The sequence below is a fragment of the Xanthomonas massiliensis genome (genome assembly GCF_900018785.1).
Lineage (GTDB): Bacteria > Pseudomonadota > Gammaproteobacteria > Xanthomonadales > Xanthomonadaceae > Xanthomonas_B > Xanthomonas_B massiliensis.
In genome coordinates, this window is sequence record NZ_FCOY01000005.1 from 106,789 (window position 1) to 119,458 (window position 12,670).

Consider the following 12,670-nt stretch of genomic DNA (forward strand, 5'->3'; position numbering starts at 1 on the left):
AGGAGGGATGTCGGGGGGACGGACCCGCGGACGGGGAGGCGGTACGGGGCCGGGCACTGGCCGTGCCCGGTCCCGCGTGGCCCGGTTGCTGCCGCTCACGCGGCGCGGCGCATCGAGTCGGCCAGCGATTCGATGCTGGCGGCCTTGGGTTTGACCAGCCAGAACTTGCCGATGTAGTCGCGGAACTCGTCCAGGATCTGCTGCGCCCAGATGCTGCCGGTGAGCTCGCGGTGGCGCTCGATCAGCCGGTGCAGGTGCTGGCGGTGGTTCTCGAAGCCCTCCGCGCTGATGCGGTGGATGTCGATGAGGTCGTGGTTGAAGCGGTCCACGAAGTCGCGGTCCAGGTCCAGCACGTAGGCCAGTCCGCCGGTGAAGCCGGCGCCGAAGTTCAGCCCGACCTTGCCCAGCACCAGCACGATGCCGTCGGTCATGTACTCGCAGCAGTGGTCGCCGGCGCCTTCCACCACCGCCAGCGCGCCGGAGTTGCGCACCGCGAAGCGCTCGCCGGCGCGACCGGCGGCGAACAGCTCGCCACCGGTGGCGCCGTACAGGCAGGTATTGCCGATGATCGCGGTGCTGCGCGCCTCGAAGCGCGCCCCGCGCGGCGGCCGCACCACGATGCGGCCGCCGGCCATGCCCTTGCCGACGTAGTCGTTGGCCTCGCCCTCGATCTCCAGGTTCAGGCCGCCGGCGTTGAAGGCGCCGAAGCTCTGCCCGGCGCTGCCGCGGAAGCGCAGGTTCAGCGGCGCGTCCTCCATGCCGTGGTTGCCGTGCACGCGGGCGATGGCGCCAGACAGGCGCGCGCCGATGGCGCGGTCGGTGTTGTGGACCAGGAAGCGGTGCTCGCCGCCGGCCTTGGTGGCGATGGCGTCGGCCAGCAGGCCGTCCATCTGCGTGGCCAGGCTGTCGGGCGATTCGTACAGGCGCTGCGCCGCGCAGTGGCCGCCGTCGTAGCCGGCATTGCCGAGCAGGCGCGCCAGGTCCACGTGCACGCCTTCGCGCGGGGCGTAGTCGACCTGCTCGAACAGGTCGGTGCGGCCGACGATCTCGTCCAGCGAACGCGCGCCCAGGTAGGCCAGCCATTGCCGCACTTCCTGGCTGAGCAGGTGGAAGAAGGTCTCCACGCGCTCGGGCAGGCCCTTGAAGTAGTGCTCGCGCAGGCGCTCGTCCTGGGTGGCCACGCCGGTGGCGCAATTGTTGAGGTGGCAGATGCGCAGGTACTTGCAGCCGAGCACGATCATCGGTGCGGTGCCGAAGCCGAAGCTGTCCGCGCCCAGCAGCGCCGCCTTGACCACGTCCAGGCCGGTCTTCAGGCCGCCGTCGGTCTGCAGGATCGCGCGCGTACGCAGGCCGTTGGCGACCAGCGCCTGGTGCGCCTCGGCCACGCCCAGCTCCCACGGCACGCCGGCATAGTGGATCGAGCTGATCGGGCTGGCGCCGGTGCCGCCGTCGTGGCCGGACACGGTGATCAGGTCGGCGCCGGCCTTGACCACGCCGGCGGCGATCGTGCCCACGCCGGCATGGCTGACCAGCTTCACCGACACCAGCGCCTGCGGGTTGACCTGCTTGAGGTCGTAGATCAGCTGCGCCAGGTCCTCGATGGAGTAGATGTCGTGGTGCGGCGGCGGGCTGATCAGGCCGATGCCCGGGCGCGCATAGCGCAACCGCGCGATCAGCTCGTTGACCTTGTGCCCGGGCAGCTGGCCGCCCTCGCCGGGCTTGGCGCCCTGGGCGACCTTGATCTGCAGTACCTCGGCGTTGACCAGGTACTCGGGGGTGACGCCGAAGCGGCCGGAAGCCACCTGCTTGATCTTGGAACGCTTCTCGGTGCCGTAGCGGGCCGGGTCCTCGCCGCCCTCGCCGGAATTGCTGCGCCCGCCGAGGCGGTTCATGGCGATGGCCAGCGCCTCGTGCGCCTCGGGCGAGAGCGCGCCGAGCGAAATGGCGGCGGTATCGAAGCGGCGCAGGATGTCGTCGGCCGCGGCGACCTCCTCGATCGGGGTGGGCACCGGTGCCTGCTTCAGCTGCAGCAGGTCGCGCAGCGCCGACGGCGGGCGCGATTGCACGGCCTCGGCATAGGCCTGCCAGTCGGCCGGATCGCCGCTGCGGGTGGCGCGCTGCAGGCTGGTCACCACGTCCGGGTTGTACATGTGGTACTCGCCGCCGTGCACGTACTTGAGCACGCCGCCGATCTCCGGGCGCGCCAGCGCGTTCCAGGCCCGGTCGCAGGTCTCGCGCGCCTCCGCGTCCAGCCGCTGCAGGCCGACCCCGCCGATGCGGCAGTGGGTGTCGGGGAAGCACAGCTCGACCACGTCCGGGGCCAGGCCGAGGATCTCGAACAGCTGCGCGCCGCGGTAGCTGGCGATGGTGCAGATGCCCATCTTGGAGATGATCTTGGACAGGCCCTTGAGCAGGCCCTTGCGGTAGCTGCGGCCGATCTCGGTGACCTCGCCGCCCTTCTTCAGCCGGAGGATGCCGCGCCGGCCCAGGTCGAACAGGGTCTGGTAGGCCAGGTACGGGTACACCGCGGTGGCGCCGAAGCCGATCAGGCAGGCCATGTGGTGCGCATCGCGCGCGGTGCCGGTCTCGATGATCAGGTTGACGTCGCAGCGCAGCCCCAGCCGCGACAGGTGGTGGTGGACCGCGCCGGTGGCCAGCAGCGCGTGCACCATCGGCCGTCCCGGCACCGGATAGCGGTCCGACAGCAGCAGCATGACCTTGCCGGCGCGCGCGGCCGCCTCGGCCTCCGCGCAGATGTGCTCGATGCCGGCCTTCAGGCCCTCCTCGGGCGCATAGGACAGGTCGATCAGCGCGTTGGCCTCGTCGTACGGCGCCATCTTCAGCAACTGGCGCAGCTTGCGCTGGGACAGCACCGGCGAGTTGAGCAGGATGTGGTTCACCGTCTCCGGGCCGGCATGGAAGATGTTGGTCTCCTTGCCGAGCTGGGTAGCCAGCGACATCGCGATGCCTTCGCGCAGCGGGTCGATCGGCGGGTTGGTCACCTGCGCGAAGGCCTGGCGGAAGTAGTCGTACAGCGGCCGGTTGCGGGTGCTGAGCACCGCGATGGGGGTGTCGTCGCCCATCGAGCCGGTGGCTTCCTGCTCGGTCTCGGCCAGCGGCCGCAGCACCTGCTCCAGCTCCTCGCTGCTGAGCTGGTAGAGCTTCTGGAAGGTGCGCAGGGTCGGCTCGTCGAACGGCTCCTCGGCCAGCGACGGGTCGATCAGCTCGGTCTGCAGGTAGGTCAGGCCCTGGTGCAGCCACTGCTTGTACGGGGCGCGGGCGCGGTTGATGCGGTCGATGGCGTCGCTGTCGAGCAGGTCGCCGCGCTTGAGGTCGATGGCCATCATCTCGCCGGGGCCGAGCTTGCCCTTGCGGGTCACGCGCTCGGCCGGCACTTCCCACACCCCGGCCTCGGAGGCGACCAGGAACTGACGGTCGGAAGTCAGCATCCAGCGCGCCGGGCGCAGGCCGTTGCGGTCGAGCATGCAGGCGGCGTAGCGGCCGTCGCAGGCGACGATGCCGGCCGGGCCGTCCCACGGCTCGGTGTTCAGGCCGTAGAACTCGTAGAACGCGGCCAGGTCGGCGTCCTTGAACTCCAGCGCCTGGGTGGCCGGCGGCACCAGGATGCGCAGTGCCTGGATCAGCTCCATGCCGCCGGCGACCATCAGCTCGAGCATGTTGTCCAGGCTCTGCGAATCCGAGCCGTGCATGGAGATCACCGGGTCGAGCTCGGCGATGTCGAAGCGCGGGGTCTTCCACACCTTGCTGCGTGCCTGCGCCCAGCGCCGGTTGCCCTCGATGGTGTTGATCTCACCGTTGTGGGCGAGCAACCGGAACGGATGCGCCAGCGGCCAGCGCGGCAGGGTGTTGGTGGAGAAGCGCTGGTGGAACACGATCGCGCTGGAGGCCAGCTCGTGGCGCTGCAGGTCCGGGTAGAAGGTGGAGAGCTTGTCGGGCAGGACCATGCCCTTGTAGGCCACGCAGTGCGGCGAGAGCGTGGTCACGTAGAAGTCGGCATGCGCGCGCAGCGCCTGCTCGGCGCGGCGCCGCGCCAGGAACAGCGCCAGGGCGAAGGCGTCCTCGTCCTGGCCCTCGCCGGCATCGACGAACAGTTGCTCGATCCGCGGCAGCGTGTCCTTGGCCAGCTGCCCGCACACGTGCTCGTCGGTGGGCACCACGCGCCAGCCGCGCACCACCGCGCCGGCCCGGGCGACCTGGACCTCCAGCTCGGTCCGGCACTGGGCGGCGGCGGCGGCCTCCACCGGCAGGAACACCACGCCGGCGGCGAAGCGCGGGCCGATGGCGATGCCGGCCTCCTCGGCGAGCGCGCGCAGGAACGGCACCGGCTTGCGGATCAGCAGGCCGCAGCCGTCGCCGGTCAGGCCGTCGGCGGCCACGCCACCGCGGTGGGTCATGCGCGAGAGCGCGGCGATGGCGGTATCGACCAGCGCGCGGGAGGGCTGGTCGTCCAGCTGCGCGATCATGCCGAAGCCGCAGGCGTCGCGTTCGTCCTGCGGATCGTAGAGCCCTTGGCGGTTGCGGGGGGCCATCGTGTGTATGCCTCGGAAGCGGTCCTGGGGAATCGGCGACGCTCTCTTGGCCCGCCCCTGCTCCCTGGCGCATCCGGAGGTCACCGGATGATCGAATTAAGCACAGTTGATGCGGTGCCGCAACTGCCGTTGCAGGTGCAACGAGGCGCCGGCCCGCGGCGACGCCGGCGCGGGCCGGGCCGGCGCGCGTCCAGCGATGCTCAGCCGCAGCGCAGCGAGACGATGCGGCGTTGCGCGTCGACCTCGATGTTGAGCCGGTCGCCGTCGAATTCCAGCGTCACCGGCTGGCCCGGGTGCAGCACCCGCACCCGGCTGGCGCCGGCATCCTGGCGCGCCTGCCCGGCCAGGGCATCGTCGTCTTCGCCCAGGACCTGGCCGACCAGGCCCTGCACCGCGGCGGCCTCGCAGTGGCCCGCCGGCGGCGGCACCGGGGAGCTGGCCGGGTCCGGCGCGGCCGCTTGCGCGGCGGCGGCCTGGGCGCGGGCGGTGGCCGCCTCCTGCTCGTCCGGGTGCGGCGGCGAACAGGCCGCGATCGACAGCACGGTGGCGGCCAGCAGCAGGCGGACGGCGGACAGGCGCATCGCGATCTCCGGTGTGGGCATGCCCGAAGCATACGCAAACCCCGCCACTGGCGGCGGGCAAGTTCAGGACAGGCGCGAGCGCAACCGGTGCGGGCGGGTGCGGCGCGGCACCGGCGGCAGGCCGGTCCGGCGCAGCGTGCGTGGCAACCGCCCGAGGCGCTGGCAGCGGCGTAGGCGCACCAGGATGACCAGCCAGGGCGCCAGCCACAGCGCGGCGGCGGCGAGGGCGGCGATCAGCATCCATTGCGTCATCGGCGGCCTCCGGGGTCCGGCGGTGCGGCTACCCGCAGTAGACCGCGGTGATGTCGTGGGTGGCGCCGATTTCCAGGGTCAGGCGGTCGCCGCCCTGGCCGGCGGCGGTGTCCGCGCCTCGTTCGCCCTGGCCGGTGGGCACGGTGCGTACATGAAGGCTGTCGCTGTCCACGCGGGCGCGTTCCACCGTGTTCGGGCCGGCGGCCAGGCCGACCACGCCGCGGACCGCGTCCACGTGGCACTGGCCGGAAATCGTGCCGTCCAGCGGCTCGATCCTGGTCAGTTGCGTGGGTGCGCAGGCCGCCAGGAGGACCGGGACGAGGGCGACGACGACGATGCGCGGCATGGCGACTCCTGTCGGGAACGGATGGCAGCCAAGCGAGCCTGCGGCCGGCGCCGTGTGCGCGACATGAAATCGCGGCCCGCGACCGCCGGCACCGTGCCATCGGTCATGCTTGACTACAGGTGTCGCCATGGCACTATCGCCTACACATGTAGTCAACCTCGTGGAGGCGTCATGAAGGCAAGCATCGGCGATCAGGAACTGGCCCTGCTGGGCCATATCCAGGAACGCGGGACGGCCACGGTGGGCGAGGTCGCCGGCGATTTCGGCGAGGGCCGCGGCCTGGCCCGTTCCACCGTGCTGACGATGATGGAGCGGCTGCGCACCAAGGGCTACTTGGCGCGGCGCAAGGTCGACGGCGTCTACCGCTACGCCGCCACGGCCGCGCGCGAGGACGTGGTGCGCGGCGCGGTGTCGCGTTTCGTCGAGCAGACCCTGCATGGGTCGGTCAGCCCGTTCGTGGCGTGGATGTCCGAGCGCGGCGAGGTCAGCGACGGCGAGCTGGCCGAGCTCGAGGCCCTGGTGGCGCGGCTGCAGTCGCAGCGGCGGGAGGGCTGAGCCATGGACGGTCTGATGCAGGAACTGCTGGGGCGGTTGGCCGCCACCAGCGTGCAGACGGTGCTGCTGGTGGCGCTGGTGGGGGCGATCACCCGCCTGCTGCCGCGCATGGCCGCCTCCACCCAGTGCTGGATGTGGTGGCTGGTGGGCGTGCAGGCATTGGTGGGCCTGTGCGCGGCGCCGCTGGAACTGGCCTGGTGGCCGGTACCCGCGCCGCCGCCGGTACCGCGGGTACCGGCCGTGGATGCCGGCGTGGCCGCCGCGGCTCTCCCGGGCTTCGACTGGACGATGCTGCTGGTGGCGCTGTGGCTGGCCGGGGTCGCGTGGATGGGCGTGCGCAGCGCGTTCGCCTGGCGTGCCAGCCGGCGCCTGCTGGCCGATGCGATACCGGCCGGTGCGGACCTGGTCGGTGCGGTGGCGCTGGCCGCCGAGGCCCACGGCCTGCGCCGGGTGCCGCCGCTGCGCCTCTCACCGCGGATCGCCTCGCCGCAGCTGGTGGGGCCGTGGCGCCCGGTGCTGCTGTTGCCGGCCACGCCGCTGCCGGCCGATGCGCTGGACCTGGCCCTGACCCACGAACTGGTGCACCTGCAGCGCCACGACCTGCGCTGGGGCTGGGTACCGGTACTGGCCCGGCACCTGTTCTTCTTCAATCCGCTGCTGCACCTGGCAGTGCGCGAGTACGGCATCGCCCGCGAGGCGGCCTGCGACGCCGCCGTGGTCGCGGGCAGCCGCCATTGCCGCCACGACTACGGCCGCCTGCTGCTGCGGCTGGGCGTGGCGCCGCGTTCCTGCGCCGGCCTGGCCAGCGCTTCCCCGACCTTCCGCAGCCTCAAGAGGAGACTGGTCATGCTGCAACACACCGCATCCCTGCCGCGCCCGGCCACCTCGCTGCTGCTGGCGGCGGTGGCGCTGGTCGGTGTCGTCCCGTTCCGGATCGTCGCCGCGGTGCCGGAGCCGGCGATCCCGGCCAGTACCGCCGCGGCCGACATCGCCGATCCCGCCGTCGCCCGCACGCCATTGTCGGCGGCCGACGAGGCCGACCTCGCCGCGCGCGACATCGTTGCCGAACGCAGCGGCGCCGCGGTCGAACCGGCAGCGGCCCATGCGCCGCCGGCCGTCCGCACCGCCGCCAGTGCATCGCCGGCAACGCCGGCGGTTACGGCGCCGCCGATGCCCGGCGCGTTGCCGCCTCCGCCTGCGCCGCCGGCGCCGGCCGTGCCGCCGTCCCCACCCGTGCCGCCGATGCCCCCGGTACCTGCGGCGCCGTATCGTACCCATGTCCACGTGATCCGCGGTGAGGCCCCCCAGGGCCTGGGCGAAGCCGACCGCAAGGCGATCGCGGCGGCGGCCGAAGCCGCGCGCCAGGCGGGCGCGCAGGCCCGGCGCGAAGTGGAGGCCCAGCGCGGGGAGCTGGCCCGGTTGTCGGCCGCGCTCGGCAGCCAGGCCGCGCGCGAAGCGATGGACGAGGTGAGGCGCGAACTGGCCGGCATCGGCCCGCAGATCGCCCAGGCCCAGGCCGAAGCCCGCCGCGCGCGTGCCGACGGGATGGCGGAACAGCGCCGTGCACGGCTGGTCGCCCGCGCCGCCGTCGCCGACATCGACGCGGCGAAGATCGCGCGCGACGTGCGCGAGGCGGTGGACGAAGCGATGCGCGCGACCGCAGAGGCCAGCCGCGCCGCGGCCGAGACCCGGGACGCCGAGCGCGACTGACCGGGATTCCGGCAGGCTCGCCACCGTCCTGCGTGGCACGCCCGCACAGGACGGGGCCGAGGCGCCGTCCGCGCGCCCGGGCCGAAGCCGGGCTTTTCCTTTGCTCGGCTAGCAGTGCAATAGCCGTGCGCGCCCGGCCTGCCCAGGCACCTGCCCGCCGCGGTTCACGCGGAGGCGGCGGCTTCCGCTTCCACCAGCCGCAGGAACAGCCGTGCCAGGGTCACCACGTCCTGGTGGTTGTGCGCGGCGACGCGGCGCACGTCCACCGCGCTGCCGCCGCGCAGGAACCCCAGCCAGGCCGCCGGCGCCTCGCTGCCGGGCAGGTCGTCCTCGCGCACGATGCCCAGCACCTGGCGCTCGATGGTCGCCAGCCGGCAGTTCTCCCAGCGTCCGCGCCAGTGCCGGCGCGAGGGGAACAGCAGGTCCACGTGGTCGAGCGCGGACAGCGGCTCGGCCAATCGCGCCAGCCGGTAGCGGGTCTTGAGCAGGGGCGCGTCGTAGCAGCGGCCGTTGTAGCTGGACAGCACCGTGCGCGGGCCCAGCCAGGCGGCGAATTCGCGCAGCATCGCGGTTTCCGCGGCCAGGGTGGCGAGGGTCAGCTGGCGTACGCGCAGGCCTTCGCGGCCGTCGGTGGCCACGTGCCAGTCGGCGGCGCCGACCATGAAGGCGCGGGTGCCGGTGCCGCCGGCCAGGCCGGTGGTCTCGGTGTCGAAGAACAGCAGTGCGCGCGGATCGACGGCTTCGTCCGGGCGCTTGGCGAAGGCCAGGGGCAAGGCCGCGCGCGGGATCGGCTGCGGCAGGAAGGCCTCGGTTTTCCACAGGCCCGGCGCGATTTCTTCCCCGGGCAGGCTGCGGTCCAGTGCCGTGCCGCGCTGGACCGGCCGAACGCCAGTGCCAGTGCCGACGGGCGCAGGCCGGCGCTCGCGTGTGGCCAGCAGGCGGCGCAGCGCACCCACGTCCTGCGGTTGCAGGCCGCGCCGCGCGCTGTCGTTGGCGGCCGGGGAAATCCAGTCGAACACGGAACGGTTGCCGGTGGCGGTCGTCCCGTCCGGCGGCGGGTCGGGGCGCCGTGCCGGTGCGGGCGTCGAGGCGATGACGTCCGCGGCGGTTGGGTACGTGGCGCGGTCCGGCGACGAAGACGCCATGCGGGTGGCCGGGCCGGTGCTTCGGGCCGGGTGATGCGGTGGCGTCGCGGAGGTCGCCGAGGCCGCGGCGCCGGTCGGTGCGCAAGCCGCGGCGTGGCCGATGCGACCGGCCTCGTCCGCGATGTCGGGACGCGGATGAGCCGCAGCGTCGGTGGCCGGATTTCCCGGCGACGCGGCGGCACCGGCGCTCGCGCCCGGCCCGGGCCCCGGACCGGATCCCGCCGGCACCGCGCCCGCCTGCCGGCGCAGTGCCTTCAGCTTGTCCAGGGTCAGGCTCACGCCGATGCGTCCGGCATGGCCGGCCGCGCGGCGCCGGCCGCGTCGGCCTGCAGCAGGCCCAGCACCTGAAGCGCCAGCGATTTCGGCGTGGCGCCGTCGCCGTCTTCCTGTGCGGCCAGCACCGGGCCGACGCAGGCCGGGCAGCCACCCTTGCAGTCGCAGCGCTCCACCAGCTCGCGCGCGCGCCGTACCAGCTCGGCCTGGCGCCGCCACAGCGGCTCGCTCAGGCCGACGCCGCCGGGGAAGTTGTCGTACAGGTACACGGTGGGCACGAAGCTCTGCTGCAGCTCGATGCCGGCCTCGCCCTCGGCGCCGCGCAGCTGGCCGCGGCCGCGCTCGTCGGCGGTGGCGAACCAGGCGCCGTCGCCGCTGCCCACCGCCTTCTGCAGGTCGCGCGCATCGGCCATCACCGCCACCGTGGCGACGATGTGCAGCGCGTAGGCGGCGCCGAGGAAGCCGTCCAGCGCGTCCTGGCGGTCGGCGAACGCGCGCAGCAGCGTGGCCTGCGGCAGCTGCCACCACACCGCGGTGGTGTGCAGCTCCTGGTCGGGCAGGGTGACCGGGCCGTAGCCGATGTTCTCGTGGGTGTAGTAGCGGATCTTCTTGTAGCCGGCCACCCGCCGCACCACGTGCACTTCGCCGTGGTGGCAGTCGCCGTGCCCGGCGAGGCAGCCGTCGAAACGGTCCAGCACCTTGAGCTTGGTGAAGTCGATGCTGTCGGTGTAGTAGTCCACGAAGGTGCGGGTGACGTAGGCCTTGCGCCCGTCCCAGTCCAGCTGCTCCACCTGGTAGGGCGTGGACTGGACCATGTGGATGGCGCCCTCGTACAGGGTCAGCGCTGCGGCGGAGTAGTCCACCTCGGCGATGATCTGCTGGTGGCCATCGCTGCGGTCCACCACCACGAAGTTGCCGTCGGCCACCGCGCGCAGGCTCACGCTGTTGGCCGGGTAGCTGTCGGCGATCCACTCCCAGCGCTCGCCCTCGCGGTGCACCACCTCGGTCTCGGCCAGCGCTTCCAGGTACACCAGCGGGTCCACCGGGCCGAACATCTCGCCCTGCAGGAACGGCAGCTCGAAGGCGGCGCAGCGGATGTGGTCGAACAGGATCAGCGGCTGGTCCGGGGCGGTGCGCGCGTGCTCGGGCGAGGCATCGGCGAAGAAGTCCGGGTGCCGCACCACGTACTGGTCCAGCGGCTGGCTGCTGGCCACCAGCACGCCCAGCGCCGGCTGCCGGCGGCGGCCGGCGCGGCCGAAGCGCTGCCAGGTCGCCGCGACGCTGCCGGGATAGCCGTTGAGGATCACCACGTCGAGCGCACCGATGTCTACCCCCAGTTCCAGCGCCGAGGTGCTGACGATGCCGTCGATGTGGCCGGCGCGCATCGCCCGCTCCACCTCGCGCCGCTCGGTCGGCAGGTAGCCGCCGCGGTAGGCGCGGATGCGCGGCGGCTTGCGCGGGTCGTGGTCGAAGATGTCCTTGAGGTACTTGGTCAGCACCTCCACCATCAGCCGCGTCTGCGCGAACACCAGTGTCTTCAGGCCCGACTTGATGGCGATGCGCGCGATGCGGTTGCTCTGCGAGCGCGCCGAGGCGCGCAGGCCCAGGTCGGCGTTGACCACCGGCGGGTTCCACAGCAATACATGTTTCGGCCCGGTGGGTGCGCCGGACTCGGTGATCGCGTGCACGCGGTCCTCGATCAGGCCTTCGGCATGCGCCTGCGGGTTGCCGATCGTCGCCGAGCACAGGATGAACTGCGGGCGCACGCCGTAGAACGCGCAGATGCGCTTGAGCCGGCGCAGCACGTTGGTGACGTGGCTGCCGAACACGCCGCGGTAGGTGTGGATCTCGTCGATCACCACGTAGCGCAGGTTCTCGAAGAACTGCGCCCACTTGGTGTGGTGCGGCAGGATCGCCTGGTGCAGCATGTCCGGGTTGGAGACCACGATGTCGCCGTGCAGGCGGATCGCCTGGCGCGCATCGCCCGGGGTGTCGCCGTCGAAGGTGAAGGCCTTCACCCCGAGTTCGCCGGCGCGGTTGAGCTCCAGCAGCTCGGCCACCTGGTCCTGCGCCAGCGCCTTGGTCGGGAACAGGTACAGCGCCTTGGCGTGGCCCTGCATCGCCGCGCTGACCACCGGCAGCGTGTAGCACAGCGACTTGCCCGAGGCCGTCGGGGTGACCACGGCCACGTGCTCGCCGCGTTGCGTGGCCGCCCAGGCCTCGGCCTGGTGCGAATACAGCCGCTCGATGCCGCGTGCCTTCAGCGCCGCCTTCAGCGCGTCGGGCACGTCGTCCGGGATCGGCGCGTAGCGTCCCTCGCGGCCGGGGATCGTGAAGCTGCCGGTGATGCGGTCGCCGTAGCGCCGCTCCAGTCGCGCGGTCAGCAGCGCGCCGTCGCGCGAAGGCCGGCCCTCGGTGGTCGCCAGCGCCCGTTCGCTGGCTTCGGTGCGGGGTGCGAGGGAGAAAGCCATGACGCCCTTGGTCGATCAAAGGATCGGCATGTGAGCACAGGCACGTCTCAGCCTATGAGACGGGCGGTTGACGCACGATTCGCCGGCCCGGCCCGGCCCGGCCCGGCCCGGCCCAGCCCGGTCAGGTCAGGTCAGGTCAGGTCAGGTCAGGTCAGGTCGGTCAGGCCCGGTCGGTCAGGCCCGGTCGAGCGCGGCCTGCGGACGCCCCTCAATGGCGCGAGCCGATGTCGCGATCGTCGTGGCCGCCCTGCAGCAGCCGGGTCAGTTCGTCGCAGCGGACCAGGCGACCGTCCTTGAACACGAACTGCGCGATCACCTTGACCACCACGGTGCCGCCGTCCTTCCTGGTCGCGGTGACCACGTGGTTGGTGAACACCGTATCGCCGTCCTCGGCCATGGCCAGGAAATCCACCTCCATCGAGGCGATCGCCTCCTTCTGCTTGCGCATGTGGGCGAGGAAGCCGGCGTGGTCCAGCGTGGTGCCATCGACGGTCTGCACATAGGCCGGATCGAAGTACGCCTGGACCGCGGCCGGGTCCAGCACCGGCGCCTGCAGCACGTCGCGGAACAGGGCGGCGATGCGTTGCTTGCCGTTTTCGAGGGAAGGGGACATGCGGGTCTCCGGGAAGGGCGGTACGAATGACCGGGGATGGGGCGGAATGCGGCCGGGGACAAGGGCCCGCAGGCGCTGGCCACGCCGGGCGATGCCGCGCCCGATGAGGTTTCCGGACGCAACCCGGGTCGCGGCCCCGTGGCCGTTTGCGGCTCCTGCAGCTCCGGGCCGCTG

General features: G+C 72.6%; 9 protein-coding genes. 2 read left to right on the forward strand and 7 right to left on the reverse strand.

What is annotated here, in order from left to right; all coding sequences use genetic code 11:
• Positions 1-95: 95 nt before the first annotated feature.
• The 4 genes from gltB to BN3794_RS02275 all read right to left on the reverse strand — a co-directional run bounded on the left by gltB (position 96) and on the right by BN3794_RS02275 (position 5,729).
• A complete protein-coding gene (gltB, locus tag BN3794_RS02265; RefSeq protein WP_066092717.1) occupies positions 96-4,550 on the reverse strand; it encodes a glutamate synthase large subunit in 4,455 nt (1,484 codons plus the stop codon).
• Positions 4,551-4,750: 200 nt separating this feature from the next.
• The gene (locus tag BN3794_RS02270; RefSeq protein WP_066092719.1) at positions 4,751-5,131 is read right to left on the reverse strand and encodes an I78 family peptidase inhibitor; all 381 of its coding nucleotides are present in this window, start codon (positions 5,129-5,131) and stop codon (positions 4,751-4,753) included.
• Positions 5,132-5,194: 63 nt separating this feature from the next.
• Entirely contained in the window at positions 5,195-5,383 is a 189-nt protein-coding gene (locus BN3794_RS16215; RefSeq protein ID WP_147675625.1) for a hypothetical protein, read from the reverse strand.
• A 28-nt stretch (positions 5,384-5,411) separates the two neighbouring features.
• Positions 5,412-5,729, reverse strand: coding sequence for a hypothetical protein (locus tag BN3794_RS02275; protein WP_066092722.1), 318 nt, complete (start codon positions 5,727-5,729; stop codon positions 5,412-5,414).
• 171 nt (positions 5,730-5,900) lie between these two features.
• Here BN3794_RS02275 and BN3794_RS02280 point away from each other — a divergent pair, with 171 nt between their 5' ends.
• Both BN3794_RS02280 and BN3794_RS02285 read left to right on the forward strand, forming a co-directional pair.
• Entirely contained in the window at positions 5,901-6,284 is a 384-nt protein-coding gene (locus BN3794_RS02280; RefSeq protein WP_066092726.1) for a BlaI/MecI/CopY family transcriptional regulator, read from the forward strand.
• Positions 6,285-6,287: 3 nt separating this feature from the next.
• The gene (locus BN3794_RS02285; RefSeq protein ID WP_078059538.1) at positions 6,288-7,994 is read left to right on the forward strand and encodes a M56 family metallopeptidase; all 1,707 of its coding nucleotides are present in this window, start codon (positions 6,288-6,290) and stop codon (positions 7,992-7,994) included.
• A gap of 164 nt (positions 7,995-8,158) precedes the next feature.
• Here the strand turns inward: BN3794_RS02285 and BN3794_RS02290 are convergent, their stop codons facing one another.
• The 3 genes from BN3794_RS02290 to BN3794_RS02300 form a co-directional block, all read right to left on the reverse strand.
• Positions 8,159-9,418 carry a ribonuclease H-like domain-containing protein gene (locus tag BN3794_RS02290; RefSeq protein WP_066092731.1) on the reverse strand — a complete coding sequence of 420 codons (1,260 nt, stop codon included), beginning with the start codon at positions 9,416-9,418 and terminating at the stop codon, positions 8,159-8,161.
• Positions 9,415-11,883, reverse strand: a complete 2,469-nt coding sequence (locus tag BN3794_RS02295; RefSeq protein WP_066092734.1) for a DEAD/DEAH box helicase — start codon at positions 11,881-11,883, stop codon at positions 9,415-9,417. Before BN3794_RS02295 ends, BN3794_RS02290 begins: the two co-directional genes overlap by 4 nt.
• 208 nt (positions 11,884-12,091) lie before the next feature.
• The gene (locus tag BN3794_RS02300) at positions 12,092-12,496 is read right to left on the reverse strand and encodes a nuclear transport factor 2 family protein (protein WP_066092737.1); all 405 of its coding nucleotides are present in this window, start codon (positions 12,494-12,496) and stop codon (positions 12,092-12,094) included.
• Positions 12,497-12,670: the final 174 nt, after the last annotated feature.

Coding starts and splice junctions, on each gene's coding strand:
- gltB (WP_066092717.1), bottom strand. CDS start 4,550: ATGGCCCCCCGCAACCGCCAAGGGCTCTACGATCCGCAGGACGAACGC.
- BN3794_RS02270 (WP_066092719.1), bottom strand. CDS start 5,131: ATGCGCCTGTCCGCCGTCCGCCTGCTGCTGGCCGCCACCGTGCTGTCG.
- BN3794_RS16215 (WP_147675625.1), bottom strand. CDS start 5,383: ATGACGCAATGGATGCTGATCGCCGCCCTCGCCGCCGCCGCGCTGTGG.
- BN3794_RS02275 (WP_066092722.1), bottom strand. CDS start 5,729: ATGCCGCGCATCGTCGTCGTCGCCCTCGTCCCGGTCCTCCTGGCGGCC.
- BN3794_RS02280 (WP_066092726.1), top strand. CDS start 5,901: ATGAAGGCAAGCATCGGCGATCAGGAACTGGCCCTGCTGGGCCATATC.
- BN3794_RS02285 (WP_078059538.1), top strand. CDS start 6,288: ATGGACGGTCTGATGCAGGAACTGCTGGGGCGGTTGGCCGCCACCAGC.
- BN3794_RS02295 (WP_066092734.1), bottom strand. CDS start 11,883: ATGGCTTTCTCCCTCGCACCCCGCACCGAAGCCAGCGAACGGGCGCTG.
- BN3794_RS02300 (WP_066092737.1), bottom strand. CDS start 12,496: ATGTCCCCTTCCCTCGAAAACGGCAAGCAACGCATCGCCGCCCTGTTC.